This is a genomic window from Actinoplanes octamycinicus, assembly GCF_014205225.1.
Lineage (GTDB): Bacteria > Actinomycetota > Actinomycetes > Mycobacteriales > Micromonosporaceae > Actinoplanes > Actinoplanes octamycinicus.
This window is the reverse complement of record NZ_JACHNB010000001.1, coordinates 2,669,495-2,687,410: the sequence shown is the minus strand read 5'-3', so window position 1 is coordinate 2,687,410 and position 17,916 is coordinate 2,669,495. Positions and strand designations below refer to the sequence as shown.

Below are 17,916 nucleotides of genomic sequence, written 5' to 3'. Positions count from 1 at the left end.
TCAGCGTTCTCACAGGTTCGACCGGATCGGGAACCGGGTGGATCAGCCCAGCGACACCTGGAAGACTGGGAGCCGGCCCAGCCTGCGGTACTCGCGCAGGGCGGCCGGCGTGCAGTCCACCGACGAGTCCTGCCCCTTCTGGTTGGCCGGCGTCTCGAAGTGCACCATCGCCTTGATCGCCGGGAACCGGCCGATCTGCTGCCCCACTTCGCGGTAGAACTCCGCCATGTGTCCGGGGTTGCGCTTGCTGAACCACACCCCCCACTCGGCCACCATCAGCGGTTTCCCGGGGTGCCGGGCGCGCACCCAGTTGTAGAAGCCGGGCCACCGCGGCTTGAGCGCGGACCGCCGGTTGAGCAGTTCGGCGAAGTCGCCGTGGCCGTATCCGGGGTCGCTGTACGAGTACGTGTCGAACCCGATCCAGTCGACCACGTCGTCCCCCGGGTACATGTCGGTGAACCAGCTCTTCGTGGTGTGCGGGACGTACGCCATGTGCACCAGCACGGTCACCATGTTGCTCGCCCCGCGCGCCCGCAGCCGGTGCACCACGTGCCGGAACATCGCCGAGTAGTCGCGCGCCGTGTACCCCGACCCGCGCCGTTCGCGCACCTGGTCCTCGGCCTCGTGGTGGATCGCGAAGAAGAACGGCTCGTGGAAGTTGCGGCGCAGGTGCTCGGCCATCCGGTCGAGGAAGGCGTCGGTGCGCCGGTCGCCGCGGGCGATGCCGGCCCAGGTGGTGCTCTCCGGCTTCCAGTTGAGCAGCAGGATCCGCTTGCGCCCGGGCTGCCGGGCGATGGCGATCTCCTGCTCGGTCGGGAACACCTGCCGGATCCCGTGGTGGTAGCCGTGGTAGATCGCCTGGTGCCGGCCGGTCTTGCGCTCGAAGTCGGCGAGCGCGCTGGAGCCCCGCTCCTCGGTCCGCGCGCCGGGCGCGACGCCCCAGAGGATGCCGCAGGTGGGTACCAGTTTGTGCCCGGTGCGGCAGGGCCTGCGCGCGGAGGCGGCCCCGTCCGGCAGGCCGGCGCGCAGCGGCCGCTGCGCGCCGCTGAGCACGGTCGGCCGGATCCGGGCGGGTCGCTCCAGGTCCGCGGTGCGGGTCACGGTGGGCGCGGTGGTTCCGGCGGGCGGGATTTCCCGGTACGACGTGCTGGCGCCGGGCGCCGCGGTGACCACCGGGTCCCCGTACGGCGTCAGCCCGAGCTGTTCGACACCGCCGGTCCAGGCCCAGGCCAGGGTGGCCGCCACGGCCATCGCGAAGGCGGTGCCCAGCGCGGTGACGTGCAGGATCTGTCTCACAATCGCCCAGTATTAGAGGATCATCCGTAATTGTCCAGGAAGCTCCGGCCGCAAACTGGTATCGGGTAAACGGACGATTTTGTCGCCGCGAACACGAGATCGCGATCCCGCCTCGACCGGATCTGGCCGGGCTGCGAAACTGTCACCCAAGTCAGCCGCGGCAAGGGGATCGCAAGGTGAGTGGCTCGGTACTGCCCGAAGACGTCCTGCGGGACGCACCGTCGTTCGCCCCGCGCCCCTTTGAGCTGGCAGATCTCGAACTGCTGCTCTCCGGGGCGTACGCGCCGCTGACCGGGTTCCTGGTCCGCGCCGACCTGGTCGCGCTGGCCCGTACCGGCCGGCTGGCCGACGGGACGCCCTGGCCGGTCCCGGTGACCTGCGAGATCCCGGCCGAGCTGGCCGAGCGGCTGGACCCGGCCGACCCGGCCCGGCGCACCGTGGTGCTCACCGACCTGGAGGGCGCGCCGATCGCCGCGATCGAGGCGGCCGACGTCTGGCGGATCGCCGACAACCGGTACGGGCTGGGCGGCCCGGTCCGCCGGATGGGCGACGGCGGGCACGGCCCGTTCCAGCGCCTGCGCCGCCCGCCGGAGGAGGTCCGGTCGCTGCTCCCGCCCGGCCGGGTGCTCGGCGTGATCGCCGACCGGCCGCTGCACCGGCCGCAGCTCGCGCAGATCGCGCACGCCGCCCGGACGCTCGCCGCGCACCTGCTCATCCTGATCCCGATCAGCGGGCACGGGCCGGACGGCCTGCCGCCCGAGGCGCTGGTCCGGGCGATCTTCGCGGCCCGCGACCGGATGCCCCCGGCCACCGTGGTCGCGGTGCCGCTGATGCCGCGCGGCGACGAGATGCGCGACGCGCTGCTGCGCTCCCGGGTGGCCGCCGCCTACGGCGTGACCCACGTGCTCTCCACCGTCGAGGCGCTGCCCGGCGCCGGCCTGCGGGTGCTGGTCCCGCGCGAGCTGGCCTACGACAACCGGGACGGGCAGTGGCGCTGGCGGGACGACATCCCGCCGCGCAACCGCCGGCTGGCGATGACCCCGGCGGAGATCGACGACCTGCTGGACCGCGGTTTCCCGCTGCCCGAGTGGCACACCCCGCCGGCGGTGGCCAAGGAGCTGTCCCGGGTCCGGCCGCCGCGGCGGCACCGCGGCCTGGTGGTCTTCTTCACCGGCCTGTCCGGCTCCGGCAAGTCGACCATCGCGCGCAACCTGGCGGACGCGCTGCGGGAGTCCGGCGACCGTACGGTCACCCTGCTCGACGGCGACGTGGTGCGCCGGGAGCTGACCGCCGGGCTGGGCTTCAGCAAGGCCGACCGGGACCGCAACGTCCGCCGGATCGGCTGGGTGGCGGCCGAGGTGGGCCGGCACCGCGGGATGGCGGTGGCCTGCCCGATCGCGCCGTACGAGGCGGCCCGGGCCGCGGTCCGCCGGATGGCGGTGGAGGCCGGCGCCGGCTTCATCCTGGTGCACGTGGCCACCCCGCTGGAGGTCTGCGAGCGCCGCGACCGCAAGGGGCTGTACGCCCGCGCCCGGGCCGGCCAGCTGCGCGGCATGACCGGCATCGACGACCCGTACGAGGAGCCGGGCAACGCCGAGCTCACCCTGGACACCACGACGATGTCGGTGGCCGAGGCGGTCGAGCAGGTCCTCGGTTACCTGGTGGAGAACGGCTGGGTGGAGCCCAAGTTGAGCTAGGCGGTACCCGCACCCATCACTCGCGGCTGGAGTGGGACGTTAGCCCCTTGGGGCGAAACGCCCAAAGCTGACACTCCTCCTCGAAAGGCCGCGGAAACCGATGGAAGCGTCTCGCCCACCGTCCTCCGATGTCGCGCACTACCTGGGCGCGGTCCGCCGGCACTGGTGGATCGCCCTGGTCGCGACGGCCGCCGGCCTGGGCGTGGGCACCCTGGTGACGCACGCGCTGCCGCGGGTCTACGAGTCCTCCTCCGCGGTCCTGGTGCAGGCGGTGGACCAGGACGTGAACGCCCAGGGCGGCCGGACCAAGGGCGCGGTCAACCTGGACACCGAGGCCCAGCTGGTCGGCTCCGGCGCGGTCGCCGCGAAGGCCGCCGCGCTGCTGCGCACCACGGTGTCGCCGCTGGAGCTGGCCCACTCGGTGTCGGTGCAGGTGCCGGCGAACACCACCGTTCTGGTGATCACCTTCCAGGCGGACACCGCAATGAAGGCGCAAGCCGGATCGCACGCGTTCGCCGAGGCGTACCTGCGCAACCGGGAGGAGACCGCCCGGTCGGCGCTGGACAAGCAGATCGCCTCGCTGAACCTGAAGGTCAAGCAGCTCACCACCGCGCTCACCGGGATCAACGCCCGGCTGGCCACCGCCCGCAGCGGCAGCTCGACCGAGAGCAACCTGCTGAGCCTGCGGAGCAACTCGCAGAATCAGCTGAACAACCTGACCGGCCGGCTGAACGAGCTGACCACCACCACGGTCGGCGGCGGCAGCATCATCAGCGACGCCCGGGTGCCGGACCGCCCGTCCAGCCCGAACACGCTGCTGGACATCGCCACCGGCGGGATGATCGGGCTGCTGCTCGGGCTGGCGCTGGCCTACCTGCGGGAGCGGTTCGACCGGCGGCTGGTCACCGCGGTGGACGTCCGGGACCGGGGCCGGGTCACCGTGCTGGCCGCCCTGGACGAGCGGACCACCCCGCACTTCGACGACGTGCTGCAGCCGTACGGCCCGGGCGGCCGGGTGTTCAACCGGCTGCGCAACGAGGTGCTGGCCAGCCTGCGCCCGGAGGACCGGGTGATCGTGGTGACCGGGACCAGCCGGGGCTCGGCGAGCACCCTGGTGGCCGCGAACCTGGCCGCCGCCCTGGCCCGCACCGGCGGTGACGTGGTGCTGATCGGCGCGCACCTGCCGGACAGCGTGGTGGACGCCGCGCCGCTGGCCCGGATGCTCGGCGTGGCCGCCACGCCCGGCCTCTCCGATCTGCTGGCCGGCCGGGTCCCGCTGGGCCGGGTGCTGCAGCGCACCCCGCGCATCCCGTCGCTGCGGGTGATCACCACCGGGGGCACCGCGACCGCGGCCGGCCTGATGCAGTCGCAGCGGCTCCGGGACACCCTGCAGACGCTGCGCCGGCAGGGCGGCTACGTGGTCGTCGAGGCGCCGTCGACCAGCAGCAGCGCCGACGCGCAGAGCCTGGCCAGCCTGGCCGACGCGGCGATCCTCGCGGTCGAGCTGCGCCGCACCCGGCGCCCGGCGCTGGTGGACGCGGCCGAGCAGCTGCAGCGGGTGGGCACCCGGCTGCTGGGCGCGGTGGTGCTGCCACGGCTGGCCGCCCGGCGTACCGATGCCGGATCCGGACCGGCGGTGACCCTGCCGCTGCCCGGCGCCGAACCGCTCGTCGACGAGGCCACCCAGCAGCTCTCCGCCCTGCCGGAGCGCGGCGAGCAAGGCCCGCGCGCCGAGCGCGGCGAGCCGGTGTCCGCCACGGTCCGGCCGCGCCCGGCCGACGGCGAGTCCGCCGACCAGACCTCGATCATCGACCTGGCCGGCACGGGCGCCGCGGACGGCGACGAGAAATGACCACGGTCGTCCCGGCGGCACCCTCCGCCGGACCGGCCCAGCACCGCGCCGGACGGGACCTGAGTCTGCCGGCCTGGCCGGTGACCGGGATCCTGCTGCTGTACCCGCTCTGGTGGGCGCTCGGGCTCGGCGTGCTGATCTTCCCGCTGCTGGCCGTACCGATGCTGGTCCTGCTGATCCGCCGGCGGGCCGCGGGCCGCCCGCTCCGCCTGCCGCCGGGTTTCGCCTGGTGGGCGATCTTCCTGATCGCCGTGGTGGTGAGCATCGCGGCGCTCGGCGCGGATCCGGCGCAGACCGTGGTCGAGCGGGCCGCCGGCCGGCTCCCGGCGGTGCTCTACAAGCTGTCCATGTACCTCTCACTGACCGTGCTGCTGCTCTACACCGGCAACCTGACCGAGCGGGAGCTGCCCCGGCGCCGGCTGGTCCGGCTGCTCGCCGGGATGTTCGTGCTCACCGTGCTGGGCGGGCTGCTCGGCATGGTGGCCGGGACGTTCGAGTTCACCTCGCCGGTGGAGTGGCTGCTGCCGCACGGGATCCGGAGCAAGGGTTTCGTCCGGTCGCTGGTGCACCCCTACGCCGCGCAGATCATGGACATCGTCGGCGGCGAGAAGCCGCGCCCGGCGGCGCCCTGGGGTTACACCAACACCTGGGGCAACAACTTCTGCCTGCTGGTCCCGTGGCTGCTGGTGGCGGCCGCGGCCAGCGCCCGGCGCAGCCGCAAGGTCCTCGCCTGGGTCTGCCTGCTGGTGGCGGTCGCGCCGGCCGTGGTCTCGCTGAACCGGGGCCTGTGGATCGGCCTGGGCGTGCTGGTCCTCTACGTCTCGGCCCGCTACATCCTGGCCGGCAAGCTCTGGGTGCTGGGCGCGCTGGCGCTGGCCTCGGCCGCGATCGCGATCGCGCTGACCGCCACCCCGCTCGGCGACACCGTGCAGGCCCGGCTGGACAACGGCAAGTCGAACGGGGTCCGGTCGTTCCTGATCGAGCGGGCCCTGGACGGGTTCGCCGACTCCCCGGTGATCGGTTACGGCGGCACCCGCAACACCCTCGGCGGGCGCAACTCGATCACGGTCGGCGAGAGCTCCGAGTGCGAGCGCTGCGGCAACTTCACCGTCGGCGGCAACGGCCAGCTCTGGCAGCTGCTCTACGCGCACGGCGCGGTCGGCGCCGCCGGATATCTCGGCTTCTTCGGGTACGGCCTGTGGCGATTCCGCCGCGACCGCACCGCCGTCGGGGTGGCCGGCAGCGCCGCGCTGGTCAGCTCGTTCTCCGCGATGCTCTGGTACAACTCGCTGGTCACCCCTCTGGCCTTCATGGTTCTCGCGTACGCGCTGCTCTGGCGCAACTGGATCGAGGGGAAGACGATTTGAGTCCGGTACGAACCGCGCCGGCGGAGCTCACCGCCGGCGACGCGGCGCTGCGCACCCAATACCTCACCGAGGTGCTGAGCCTGCTCTACCCGCGGCCCTGCCAGGCCAGCACCGAGGCCGGCGAGGGCAACCTGATCGCCGAGTACCTGGTGGTGCCGAACGCGCACCGCCCCCGGCTGCTGGTCCCGAACGCGTCCCGGCCGGTGGCCGCCGCCGCGGTCCGCCGCTACGCCGAGCCGCAGTCCCGGATGGCCCGGCTCAAACGCAACGCGGTGGTGGCCGCCGTGCACAGCCGGGCCGACCGGCTGGTCTTCCGCGACCGGATCCGGATCACCGGCCCGGTCTCGGCCAGCATCGACGGCTACCTGAGCGACGCGCTCAGGCGCGATTTGTCAGTAAGTGTCCACATTGGTCCGGCTCGGGCCAACCGCAAGCCGGTGCTCCAGCTGCTCACCCCGGAGGGCGAGACGTTCGCCTTCGGCAAGATCGGCACCGGGCCGCTCACCCAGCGCCTGGTCCGCGCCGAGACCGCGGCGCTGCACGCGCTCGGCAGCAGCGGGCTGACCAAGCTGACCGTGCCCCGGGTGCTGCACGCCGGGCAGTGGCGCGGCCTGCAGGTGCTGGTCCAGACCGCGCTGCCGGTCTGGCTGCCGCGCGCGCCGCTGACCCCGCGCCGGCTCACCGCGGCGATGGTCGACATCGCCGGGTGCTGCGGGTACACCACCGGGCCGCTGGTGCAGAGCGCGTACTGGCACGAGCTGCGGGCCCGGCTGGCCGCGGTCGCCGAGCGGCCGGAGGGCGCCGGGCTGGCCGCCGCGGTCGACCTGCTCGCCGCGCACAGCGGCGAGACCACGCTGCGCTACGGCGCGTGGCACGGCGACTGGGCGCCCTGGAACATGGCCAACCTGGCCGACGCGCTGCTCGTCTGGGACTGGGAACGGTTCGCCACCGGGGTTCCGCTCGGGTTCGACGCGGTCCACCACGAGCTGCAGAAACGCATCCAGACCAGCGGCGACGCGCGGGGGGCGGTGGAGGCCACGGTACGCCGGGCCGACGAGCTGCTCGCCCCGTTCGGCGTCGCCCCGGTGGCCCGCGAGACCACCGCGTTGCTCTACCTGGTCGATCTCGCCGTGCGGTACCTGACCGATCGCCAGGCCGAGGCCGGCGCCCGCCTCGGGGTGCTCGGCACCTGGCTGCTGCCGGTGCTCATCCGGCGCGTGGAGGAGCTCTAGATGAACGTGCGCAACCTGCCCGCCCCGATGAAGGCGGTGGTGCACCTGGGCTCCCGCTCGTACGGCCGGCTCACCTCCGACCAGCGGATGCTGCCGTCCTTCTTGATCTGCGGCGGCCAACGCTGCGGCACCACCTCGCTCTACCGGGCGATGGCCGCGCACCCGGTGGTGCTCAAGGCGGTGCTGCACAAGGGCGTGCACTACTTCGACACGTCGTACCACCGCGGGATCGACTGGTACCGGGCGCACTTCCCGGCCCGGCGGGCGGCGGAGAAGGTGGCCGAACGGTACGGCGTCCCGGCGCAGACCTTCGAGTCCAGCCCGTACTACATGTACCACCCCCAGGCGGTGGCCCGGATCGCGCGCGACCTGCCGTACGCGAAGATCGTGGTCCTGGTCCGCGACCCGGTGGAACGGGCCTACTCACAGCACCACCACGAGGTGGCCCGGGGTTTCGACACCGAGCGGGACTTCGGCGCGGCGCTGGCCCTGGAGCCGGCCCGGCTGCACCGGCAGGAGGAGCGGCTGGCCGCCGATCCGGAGTACTACAGCTTCGCCCACCAGCACCACGCCTATCGGGGACGCGGCGAGTACGCCCGCTACCTGAGCGTGATGGCCCAGCACGTCGGCCGGGAACGCATCCACGTGGTCGAATCGGAGCGGTTCTTCACCGACCCCGAGCCGGTCTACGACGAGGTCTGCCGCTTCCTCGGACTGCCGCCGCAGCTGGAACGCCCGGCCTTCGAGCGGCACAACGCCCGGCCCCGGCAGGCCGACATGGACCCGGCGCTGCGGCGTGAGCTGCGCGCCTACTACCAGCCGCACGACGAGGCCCTGGCCGGGTGGCTGGGACACGCGCCGATCTGGCGGCGCGAGTGACGCTGGGAGGGGTGCTCGCGCCGGACTCCGCCAAGGGGACGCGCGGCGCGGCCCGCGGCGGACTGGCCAACATGGCCGGATCGGCGCTGGCCGGCGGTGTCGGCGTGGTGGTCACCTGGATCGTCGCGCGCCGCCTCGGTCAGGCCGAGGCGGGCGCGTTCTTCTCCGCCACCGCCGCGTTCGTGCTGGCCGGCGGCCTGGCCAAGCTGGGCACCGGCACCGGCCTGGTCTACTGGCCGGCCCGGCTGCGGACCACCGGCGGCAGCCACCTGCTCGGCGCCTGCCTGCGCACCGGACTCGTCCCGGTGGTCGGGTTGTCGCTGGTCCTGGCGGCGGTGCTGGGGTTCGCCGCGCCGAACGACACGCTGCGGACGCTGGCGTTCCTCCTTCCGCTGCAGGTGCTCACCGACACCCTGCTCACCGCCACCCGCGGGTATCGCTCGATGCGCCCGACCGTGCTGGTGGACCGGGTGCTGCGCAACGTCCTGCAGCTGCTCGCGGTCGGCGCCGCGGCGCTGTGGTTCGCCTCGCTGCCCGGTTTCGCGCTGGCCTGGGCCCTGCCCTACCTGCCGGCCGCGGTGCTCGCCGGGCTCGCCCTGCGCCGGATCTACCTGGCCGGACGTCCCCCGGGCGCGACCAGCCGCCGGGCCGAACGCCGCGCCCTGCGCCGCGACTTCTGGCTGTTCACCGGCCCGCGCGCGGTGGCCGCGGTGGCCCAGCTGGCCCTGCAACGGGTGGACGTGCTGCTGGTCGCCGCGCTCGGCGGGCTCGGCGCGGCCGCGGTCTACGCCGTCGCCGGCCGGTTCGTGATCCTGATCCAGTTCGCCAACCAGGGCATCTCGCAGTCCGTGCAGCCCCGGCTGGCCGAGGCGCTGAGCACCGGCGACCGGGTCACCGCGAACCGGCTCTACCAGGTGGCCACCGGCTGGCTGGTGCTGGTCACCTGGCCGATCTGCCTGCTGGTGATCCTGTTCGCGCCGGCCTACCTGCGGCTGTTCGGCGACGCCTACACCGCCGGCACGCCGGTGGTCCGGCTGCTGGCCGTCGCGATGCTGGTCGCCACCGGCTGCGGCATGGTCGACATGGTGCTGGCGATGGCCGGGCGCACCTCGGTCAACCTCGGCAACGTGCTGGTCGCGCTGGCCGTCACGATCGGCCTGGACGTGCTGTTGATTCCCCGGTGGGGCGCGCTGGGCGCGGCCGCGGGGCTGGCCGGCGCGATGCTCGCCAACAATCTGCTGCCGCTGGTCCAGGTGTACCGCGGCGCCCGTCTGCACCCGTTCGGCCCGGGCACCCGGGCCGCGGCGCTGCTCGCGATCGGCTGCTTCGGCCTGCTGCCGCGGGCGGTGACCGCCCTCGCCGGGGACGGCCCGGCCGGCCTGGCGCTGGCCGTCGCGGTCGCCACTCCGGCCTTCGCGGCCGGCGCCTGGCTGCTGCGCGACCGGCTCGAACTCGGCGCGTTCACCCGACGAAACCCTCAGGAGGCGAGTTGACCAGCGACTACACGCAGGTGTTCCGGGACACCGAGGCGGTGGAGAAATACGAGTCGGTGACCTACGCGCCGGACAGTTACGCGTCGAAGATCAACGACCGGCAGCGTGACTACCTGCGCGAGCTGGTCCGCCGCGAGTTCGAGGGCCACCACCCGCCGGTCCACCACGACTTCGCCTGCGGCACCGGGCGGGCCATCCGGACCCTGCACGGGCTGGTCCGCGAGGCGCACGGCTACGACACGTCGGCCGAGATGATGGCGAAGGCGGCCGAGGTCGGCTCCCGGGCGTACTGGCACCGGGTGGCCGTCGACGGCCCGGTCCCGGCCCCGGTGGCGGCCGGTTTCCCGGCGATCGTGACGGTGTTCCGGCTGCTGCTCAACGTGGACGAGACGGTCCGCGACCGGGCGCTGGCGTTCGCCGCGAAGGCGCTCCCGCACCGCGGCTCCGGGGTGCTGGTGGTGGAGAACCACGGCAACGCCGGATCGGTGCGGCACCTGCGGGCCCGGCGGCACCACGGGGAGCGCTGGTTCGCCGAGCTGTCCCACGAGGAGGTGGCCGCGCTGCTCGACCGGCACGGCTTCGAGATCGTGGAACGGCGGGGCTTCTCGATGCTCACCCCGTCGCTGCACGACCACCGGCTGGCCCGGCTCGCCGACGCCGCGGCGCGGCGCCTGCCCGGCACCGACGGGTACGCGGTGAACGTGCTCTACACCGCCCGGCGGGTCCATGCGTAAGGGACTGCTCGGGACGTTCCTCGCCGTGCTGCTGCTCTCCGCGGCCTGCACCGGCGAGCGGGAGAAACCCGCGCCACCACCCGCGCCGGACCTCTCCGCGCGGCCGCCGGCGGTCGCGGTGCAGGACGGCCCGTTCGCCGCCGGGCCGTTCGCGCCGCCGGCGAAGGGAGCGTACGTCGGCGCCTGGATCAAACCGGACGAGCTGACCCACGTGGGCCGGCTGGCCGCGGTCGACTCGCTGGAGAGCTCACTGGGCCGGCGGCTGGACATCCTGAACACCTACCGGCGTTTCGACCAGCTGGTCGGTACCGCCTCGGACCAGGAGTTCCTGGCACAGGGACAATCCCTGATGATCAGCTGGGCGACCGGCGACAACCGGTCCATCCTGGACGGCGAGCACGACCGGCTGATCGCGCAGCAGGCCCGGCGGATCCGGAAGATCAAGCGCCCGGTGCTGCTGCGGATGCGCTGGGAGATGGACCGGCCGAACCTGCGGGCCACCATGTGGTCCGGCGCCGACTACATCGCGGCCTGGAAGTACGTCCGGGCGATCTTCCGCAAGGAGCGCGCGGACAACGTCTCCTGGGTGTGGTGCCCGACCGCCGAGGGGTTCCAGCGCGGCGAGGCCCCCGACTTCTACCCGGGCGACGACCAGGTCGACTGGACCTGCGTCGACGTCTACGCCGGAGCGGACTTCCAGCCGATCGGCGAGCTGATGGGACCGTTCCTGCAGTGGGCCGCCCAGCGCCCGAAACCGATCATCATCGGCGAGTTCGGGGTGGCCAAGGCGTGGGGCTCGGCGAACCGGGCCGCCTGGCTGCGCGACGCGGAACGCACCTTCAAGGCGAACCGGCAGATCAAGGCGGTCGCCTACTTCGAGTCCGACCCCGAGGGCAACGGTCCCAACCAGCAGTTCCAGCTCACCGGCGACGAGGCGGCCTTCGGCGCGTTCCACTCGCTGGTCAAGGATCCCTACTTCAACCCCTGAGCCGCTCCAGGAACTCCAGGCGGTTGCCGTGGCCGTCCGCCGAGTAGAGCCGCCGGTGACCCGGGAAGTGGGGATCCCACTCGACCGGGTGGCCGGCGGCTCGCAGCGTCTCGGCGAGGTCGTCCAGGTCCTCGATCAGTACGCCCGGGTGGGCCTTGGTGGCCGGGACGAAGCCGTCCACCGGGCTGAGGTGCACCTCCCAGCCGCCGCCCCGGAACCAGCAGCCGCCGCGGGCCGCCAGCACCGGCGGTTTCACCACCTCGGCCATGCCGAGGACGCCGCTGTAGAAGGCCCGCGCGACGGCTTCGCCGCCGGGCGGGGTGAGCAGTTGGACATGATGCAGACCGACGATGCGCATGGCGGCATTCTAACAGTACGTACGTACGGTTTGCATCGCGCGAAAAGTGTCGTACACGTGTTCCATAGTGGGCCTCAGTCGTCTTTCGAGGGGGGTCCCATGTCCGACTTCTTCAGCGAGCAGACCGAGATCATCCAGCAGTTCGGCTGGGCCGTGGTGCACGTGCTGCCCTCCGAGGAGGACCCGCCGGACGCCGTCCCGTTCGCCTACACGGTCGGCCTGACCGCCGACGGCCATCCCGAGCTGATCATCGCGGGGCTGCCACCGGACCTCGGCCACCAGCTGCTCAACGAGGTGGCCGGCCGGGTGCACGAGGAGGGCGCCCGGTTCCGGCACGGCCGCCGGGTGGCCGACCTGATCGTCGACCAGGACGTGGTGATCCTGGCCGGCTCGCCCACCGCCGAGCTGTGGCCGGGCGCCGCCCTGGCGCGGTACGGGCAGCGCCGGGTCCGCCTGCAGCAGCTGGTCTGGCCCGACCCGGCGGACCACTTCCCCTGGCAGCCGGCCTACCCGGCGGAGGAGTACCGGCAGCCGCTGATCGACGCCCCGCCGGTCACCGTGCCGCGCTGCCACGCGCCGCGCAGCCTGGCCGGCCCGCTCGGCCGGCGCGGCCGGACCAGCCGATGACCGCCCGCACCTCAGCCGCGCCGGGTGCGGCGGCGTGGCCGGACCAGCCGGTGACCGCCCGCGGCTCAGCCGCGCCGGGTGCGGCGGCGGGGTGCGCGAGCCAGCAGCCGCAGGGCATAAGGGGCGTCGTGCCGCAGATAGCGGCCGGCCAGCCGGCGCGGCTCGGTGCCCAGCCGGTGCGCCCACTCCAGGCCGGTGCGCTGCATCCAGCGCGGCGCCCGGTGCACGTCGCCGGCGACGAAATTGACCGCCGCCCCGCACCCGACGAACCAGGTCGCCGGCAGCAGCCCGCGCAGCCGCTCGATGACCAGCTCCTGCTTGGGGAATCCGAGGCCGACGAAGACCAGGTCCGGCCGGGCATCCGCGACCTGCTCGCACACCTCGGCGTAAGACGCCTCGTCCCGCTCGAAACCGAAGGGCGGGCTGACCGCCCCGGCGATCCGCAGCCCCGGGCTGGCCGCGGCGAGCCGCACGGCCGCGCGCACCGCGCCGGAGGCCCGCACCTCGCGCACGGTGACCGCGCCGGCGACCGCGGTGCCGGCCGTGCCCCGCCGCCGCCCGACGATCGGCACCTCGACGGTGGGCCCGTTCAGCACCGCGCGCTCCGGCTCGGCGTTCCAGGCCCGGGGCGCCGGCGTGCCGCCGATCACGAAGACCGAGCGCTCGTCCCGGCCCAGCCCCTCGGAGAGGGTCCAGATCAGGCTGCTGCCGGCCACCCGTTCGGGCAGCGGCGCCCCGCCCAGCCGGCTGGCCCAGATCAGCGGCATCCCGTCGGCCACGATCAGGTCGGCGTCGTTCAAGTGCCGGCGCGCCTCCGGATCGGTCGACGCGCGCCGCAGGATGTCGACGTTGGGGGTGATGATCCGGCCGCCACGGCCCCGGGACAGCGCGTCCCGGACCACCGCGACCACCTCGTCCTCGGTGATCCGGTCGATCCCCGTGCCGTCCAGCTGCACGCGGTCGAAAGCCTCGATAACCACCTGACGCCTCCTTTTGCCTGCTTCACTCGTTACCAGAGCGAAACGATCGAAGGCGGGCCAAAGTGGCACAAGTGCTATTTCTGGGCGGATTGGGGCGAAGCGGCACCACACTCGTCGAACGTCTGCTCGGCGAACTGCCCGGCGTCTGCGCGCTCGGCGAGGTCGTCCACCTCTGGCAGCGCGACCTGCGCGACGACGAGCGCTGTGGCTGCGGCGAGCGCTTCTCGGCCTGCGCGTTCTGGCAGCAGGTCGGCAAGCACGCCTTCGACGGCTGGGCGAACGTGGATGTCGACCGGGTGCACGCGCTGCGCGACGCGGTCGAGCGGACCCGGCACATCCCCCGGCTGGCCGCCTCCGGCACGCCCGCCGCCGACGTCCGGGAATACGCCGGCTACTACTCGCGGATCTACACCGCGGCGGCCGAGATCTCCGGCGCCCGGCTGGTGGTCGACTCGTCGAAACACTCCGCCCTGGCCCACGTGCTGCGCGCGGCCGGCGACATCGACCTCAAGGTGGTGCACGTGGTCCGGGACGCGCGCGGGGTGGCGTACTCGTGGACCAAGCGGGTGGCCCGCCCGGAGACCGACGGCGCGCAGGAGATGACCCGCTACTCCCCCGGCCGCTCGGCGCTGCTGTGGAACGCGCACAACGCCGCGTTCGGCCTGCTCGCCCGCCGCGGCGTGCCGGTCCGCCGGATCCGTTACGAGGAGTTCCTGGCCGATCCGCGGGCCGCGCTGATCCGGCTGGCCGACTTCGCCGGGCTCACCCTGCACCCCACCGACCTGGACTTCCTCCGGCCCGGCCACGCCGACCTGCGGGTCGGGCACAGCGCGGCGGGCAACCCGATGCGCTTCACCGTCGGCCGCCTGCCGCTGCGCCACGACGACGCCTGGATGCGCTCGCTGCCGGCCGGTCAGCGCCGCCTGGTCGGCGCGGTGTGCGGGCCGATGCTGCGCGCGTACGGCTACCCGCTGAACCCACAGGAGGCGCGATGAACTGGCCGTCGGTCGGGGTCGTCATCCCCACCCGGAACCGCCCGGAACTGGTCCGCCGGTCGATCGCCGCGGTCCGCGAGCAGCGGTACCCGGGCGAGCTCAAGGTGATCGTGGTCTACGACCAGACCGAGCCGGACTTCTCGCTGGCCTGCACCGAGGACGTACCGGTGCTGGTCCTGACCAACTGGCGGCCCGCCGGCCTGGCCGGGGCCCGGAACACCGGGGTCCTGGCCCTGGACACCGAGCTGGTGGCGTTCTGCGACGACGACGACCGCTGGCTGCCGGACAAGCTGCGCCGCCAGGTGGCCGCACTGCTGGCCGAGCCGGACGCCGAGTTCGCCACCTGCGCGATCGAGGTGGAGTTCGAGGGGCACACCACGCCCCGGCTGGCCGGGCGCAGCCGGGTGACGGTCGACGACCTGGCCCGGTCCCGGATGGCGATGCTGCACTCGTCGTCGTTCCTGATCCGCCGGGAGGCGCTCGCCGAGGACGCCATGGGCCTGGTCGCCGAGGACGCCCCGGGCAGCCAGAACGAGGATTGGGACCTTCTGCTCAGGGCCGCCCGCCGGACGCCGATCGTGCATCTGGACGAGCCGCTGGTGCAGGTGCTCTGGGGGCGCAGTTCGCACTACGCCTACGAGTACGCCACCAAGATCTCCTCGCTGCGCTGGATGATGCAGCGGCACCCGGAGATCAGTGGCTGCCGGCCCGGCGCCGCCCGGGTGTACGGGCAGCTCGCCTGCTGGTCGGCGGCGACCGGCAACCGCAGTCAGGCGTGGCAGTTCAGCAAGGAGGCGGTGCGGGCGAACTGGAAGGAGCCGCGGACCGCGATCGCCCTCGCGGCGATGACCGGGGCGGTCAAAGTGGAGAACGTCCTTTCAGCGCTGCACAAGCGTGGCCGAGGTATCTGAAGTCACTCTTTCGCGCACACCCGATCACGCGGTACTGTTCAAGTGTGTTTGAATTCGTGCGGAATCTACGGCTGATGATGGTGGTTTGCTGATGCTGGCACAGCAACGCCAAGCCGCGATCCTCGACCGGGTCCGCGCCACCGGAGGCGTCCGGGTCAGCGAGCTGGCCGCCGAGTACGGCGTCTCCGACATGACCATCCGCCGCGACCTGGAGGCGCTCGCCGACCGAGGTTTGCTGGCGAAAGTACACGGCGGCGCGACCACGGTCAGCCCCGGATCCGCACACGAGCCGGGGTTCGCCGCCAAGTCGGTGCGCCAGCGCGACGAGAAAGCCGCGATCGCGGCCCGCGCGGCCGCCCTGGTCTCCCCGGGCGACGCCATCGCGCTGTCCGCCGGCACCACCACGGCCGGGCTCGCCCAGCTGCTGGTCGACGTGCCCTCGCTGACCGTGGTGACCAACTCGATCCCGGTCGCCGACGTGTTCTACCGGGCCGGCCGGCCCGACCAGACCGTGGTGCTCACCGGCGGCACCCGCACCCCGTCCGACGCTTTGGTCGGCCCGGTGGCGGTGGCCGCGATCGGCACCCTGCACCTGGACGTGCTCTTCCTCGGCGTGCACGGGATGAGCGAGCGGGCCGGCTACACCACGCCCAACCTGATGGAGGCGGACGTCAACCGGGCCCTGGTGGAGGCGGCGGAGCGGCTGGTCGTGCTCGCCGACAGCACCAAGTGGGGCACCGTCGGCATCTCCTCGATCGTGCCGTTGCAGCGCGCCGACGTGCTGATCACCGACGACGGCGTGGACGCCGCCACGCGTTCCCTGCTCTCCGAAACCGTCCCCGAGCTCGTGGTGGTGAACCCGCAGTGACCCTCGTCCGCTCCGCCGTCAACCTCTCCGACGGCCGCGAACTCATCTACTTCGACGAGAAACCGGACTCCGGCCGGGCGGAGTACCAGGACACCCGGGAGCTGCCGCCGCCACCGCCGGCCTCGCAGCTGCGCTACGACCCGCTGGTCGACGAGTGGGTCGCGGTCGCCGCGCACCGGCAGACCCGCACCTTCCTGCCGCCGTCCGACGCCTGCCCGCTCTGCCCGACGACCGCGTCGTTCGCCAGCGAGATCCCGGCGCCGGACTACGACGTGGTGGTCTTCGAGAACCAGTTCCCCTCGTTCAGCTACCGCGAGGTGCCCGGCGGGGAGATCACCGAGCTGACCGACATGGTGCCGGTCCGCCCCGGGCTGGGCCGCTGCGAGGTGGTCTGCTTCACCAGCGACCACAACAGCTCGTTCGGCGCGCTGTCGCCGGCCCGGGTGCGCACCGTGATCGACGCGCTCGCCGACCGGACCGCCGAGATGTCCGGGCTGCCGGGCGTCGCCCAGGTCTTCCCGTTCGAGAACCGGGGCGTCGAGATCGGCGTGACGCTGCACCACCCGCACGGGCAGATCTACGCGTACCCGACGGTGCCGCCGCGCACCGCGGCCATGCTGCGGGCCGCCCGCAAGCACGCCGAGAAGACCGGCGGCCGCAACCTCTACGCCGACGTGCTCGCCGCCGAGCAGGAGGCGAAGGTGCGGGTGATCACCGCCAACGAGCACTGGACGGCGTACGTGCCGGCCGCCGCCCGCTGGCCGTTCGAGGTGCAGCTGGCCCCGCACCGGCAGGTCGCCGACCTGCCCGCGCTGACCGACGAGGAGCGCGACGCGTTCGGCCCGCTCTACCTGGAGGTGCTGCGCCGCTTCGACGGCCTGTTCGGCAAGCCGATGCCGTACATCTCCGCCTGGCACCAGGCGGTCGTCGGCGAGGGCCGCGAGCTGGGCTACCTGCACCTGCAGGTGTTCAGCATCCGCCGCGCCGCCGACAAGCTGAAGTTCCTGGCCGGCTCGGAGTCCGCGATGGGCGCCTTCGTCAGCGACGTGGTTCCGGAAAAAGCCGCCCAGATGCTCCGCGACGCCATCTAGCACGGAGCCGGCCCACCGATACCGCTCATCCACAGCGGGCGGCTGTCCACAGGCCGCCCGCCGAAGCCCGCGCTCTTCCGCCAGACTGTCCTCAGGGCGGCCCCCTGGGTGGGTGGGCTGGGAGAGTTGCGGCGGTGGGGCCGAAGCGACCCCGGGCAAAGCAACCCAGGGCAAAGCGGATCCAGGCGAAGCGACCCCAGGCGGAGCGGACCCGCACGACACGCGCCACGGCCGTGCCCAGGGCGGACCTCGCGGGCCGGCCGCCACAGCGCTGCCGGTCGTACCCCGAAAAGATCCGCGAACGGGCGAGCGGAGATCGCGGCAGCGGGGATGGTCGTCGGCTGGCTTTTCGGGGTGTCTCGACCGTCTCGAAAACCCTGAGGGCCGGCCCGGGACCGGGAGCGACGGGCGGACCCGGATCCGCTGGGGGGTGCGGGCGGCGGAAAAGGGACCAGCGGGGGCCCGGGACAAGGCCCCCGCTGAAGGGGACGGCGAGCGGCGTACCCAAGCCCACCACCCGCACCACTGAGACAAACGAACCCTTGTAC

Annotated in this window: 16 protein-coding genes; 13 read left to right on the top strand and 3 right to left on the bottom strand. The window is 73.3% G+C overall.

Annotated features, from left to right (window positions below; translation table 11 throughout):
* Nucleotides 1–42: 42 nt before the first annotated feature.
* On the bottom strand, nt 43–1,296 hold the full coding sequence (locus BJY16_RS12160; protein ID WP_239177603.1) for a glycosyl hydrolase: 1,254 nt from the start codon (nt 1,294–1,296) through the stop codon (nt 43–45).
* Nucleotides 1,297–1,472: 176 nt separating this feature from the next.
* Between BJY16_RS12160 and cysC the strand changes: the two genes are divergently transcribed.
* The 8 genes from cysC to BJY16_RS12120 all read left to right on the top strand — a co-directional run bounded on the left by cysC (nt 1,473) and on the right by BJY16_RS12120 (nt 11,538).
* A complete protein-coding gene (gene cysC / locus BJY16_RS12155; RefSeq protein ID WP_185039563.1) occupies nt 1,473–2,993 on the top strand; it encodes an adenylyl-sulfate kinase in 1,521 nt (506 codons plus the stop codon).
* Nucleotides 2,994–3,093: 100 nt separating this feature from the next.
* Entirely contained in the window at nt 3,094–4,845 is a 1,752-nt protein-coding gene (locus BJY16_RS12150; protein WP_185039562.1) for a Wzz/FepE/Etk N-terminal domain-containing protein, read from the top strand.
* Nucleotides 4,842–6,212: an O-antigen ligase family protein gene (locus tag BJY16_RS12145; protein WP_185039561.1), complete on the top strand. Its 1,371-nt coding sequence runs from the start codon at nt 4,842–4,844 to the stop codon at nt 6,210–6,212. The genes BJY16_RS12150 and BJY16_RS12145 overlap by 4 nt, the downstream gene beginning before the upstream one ends.
* Nucleotides 6,209–7,444: a hypothetical protein gene (locus tag BJY16_RS12140; RefSeq protein ID WP_185039560.1), complete on the top strand. Its 1,236-nt coding sequence runs from the start codon at nt 6,209–6,211 to the stop codon at nt 7,442–7,444. Before BJY16_RS12145 ends, BJY16_RS12140 begins: the two co-directional genes overlap by 4 nt.
* Nucleotides 7,445–8,323 carry a sulfotransferase domain-containing protein gene (locus BJY16_RS12135; RefSeq protein WP_185039559.1) on the top strand — a complete coding sequence of 293 codons (879 nt, stop codon included), beginning with the start codon at nt 7,445–7,447 and terminating at the stop codon, nt 8,321–8,323.
* A gap of 71 nt (nt 8,324–8,394) precedes the next feature.
* Nucleotides 8,395–9,816, top strand: coding sequence for a lipopolysaccharide biosynthesis protein (locus BJY16_RS12130; protein ID WP_185046406.1), 1,422 nt, complete (start codon nt 8,395–8,397; stop codon nt 9,814–9,816).
* The gene (locus BJY16_RS12125; protein WP_185039558.1) at nt 9,813–10,550 is read left to right on the top strand and encodes a class I SAM-dependent methyltransferase; all 738 of its coding nucleotides are present in this window, start codon (nt 9,813–9,815) and stop codon (nt 10,548–10,550) included. The genes BJY16_RS12130 and BJY16_RS12125 overlap by 4 nt, the downstream gene beginning before the upstream one ends.
* Nucleotides 10,543–11,538 carry a glycosyl hydrolase gene (locus BJY16_RS12120; protein ID WP_185039557.1) on the top strand — a complete coding sequence of 332 codons (996 nt, stop codon included), beginning with the start codon at nt 10,543–10,545 and terminating at the stop codon, nt 11,536–11,538. Before BJY16_RS12125 ends, BJY16_RS12120 begins: the two co-directional genes overlap by 8 nt.
* On the opposite strand, the gene BJY16_RS12115 is transcribed toward BJY16_RS12120, so the two are convergent.
* Complete coding sequence (locus tag BJY16_RS12115; protein ID WP_185039556.1) at nt 11,528–11,896, bottom strand: VOC family protein; 369 nt, start codon at nt 11,894–11,896, stop codon at nt 11,528–11,530. The two genes, BJY16_RS12120 and BJY16_RS12115, sit on opposite strands and share 11 nt — an antisense overlap.
* A 99-nt stretch (nt 11,897–11,995) precedes the next feature.
* Between BJY16_RS12115 and BJY16_RS12110 the strand changes: the two genes are divergently transcribed.
* Nucleotides 11,996–12,523 carry a DUF4262 domain-containing protein gene (locus BJY16_RS12110; RefSeq protein ID WP_203759099.1) on the top strand — a complete coding sequence of 176 codons (528 nt, stop codon included), beginning with the start codon at nt 11,996–11,998 and terminating at the stop codon, nt 12,521–12,523.
* Nucleotides 12,524–12,588: 65 nt separating this feature from the next.
* On the opposite strand, the gene BJY16_RS12105 is transcribed toward BJY16_RS12110, so the two are convergent.
* The gene (locus BJY16_RS12105) at nt 12,589–13,503 is read right to left on the bottom strand and encodes a WecB/TagA/CpsF family glycosyltransferase (RefSeq protein ID WP_185039555.1); all 915 of its coding nucleotides are present in this window, start codon (nt 13,501–13,503) and stop codon (nt 12,589–12,591) included.
* Nucleotides 13,504–13,565: 62 nt separating this feature from the next.
* On the opposite strand from BJY16_RS12105, the gene BJY16_RS12100 reads away from it, so the two are divergent.
* The 4 genes from BJY16_RS12100 (at nt 13,566) to galT (ending at nt 17,368) form a co-directional block, all read left to right on the top strand.
* Nucleotides 13,566–14,498 (top strand): sulfotransferase family protein, encoded by a 933-nt coding sequence (locus BJY16_RS12100; RefSeq protein ID WP_185039554.1) that lies wholly within the window; start codon nt 13,566–13,568, stop codon nt 14,496–14,498.
* On the top strand, nt 14,495–15,409 hold the full coding sequence (locus BJY16_RS12095) for a glycosyltransferase family 2 protein (RefSeq protein WP_185039553.1): 915 nt from the start codon (nt 14,495–14,497) through the stop codon (nt 15,407–15,409). The genes BJY16_RS12100 and BJY16_RS12095 overlap by 4 nt, the downstream gene beginning before the upstream one ends.
* Nucleotides 15,410–15,500: 91 nt before the next feature.
* A complete protein-coding gene (locus BJY16_RS12090; RefSeq protein ID WP_185039552.1) occupies nt 15,501–16,277 on the top strand; it encodes a DeoR/GlpR family DNA-binding transcription regulator in 777 nt (258 codons plus the stop codon).
* Nucleotides 16,274–17,368 (top strand): galactose-1-phosphate uridylyltransferase, encoded by a 1,095-nt coding sequence (galT, locus tag BJY16_RS12085; protein WP_185039551.1) that lies wholly within the window; start codon nt 16,274–16,276, stop codon nt 17,366–17,368. Before BJY16_RS12090 ends, galT begins: the two co-directional genes overlap by 4 nt.
* Nucleotides 17,369–17,916 lie beyond the last annotated feature (548 nt).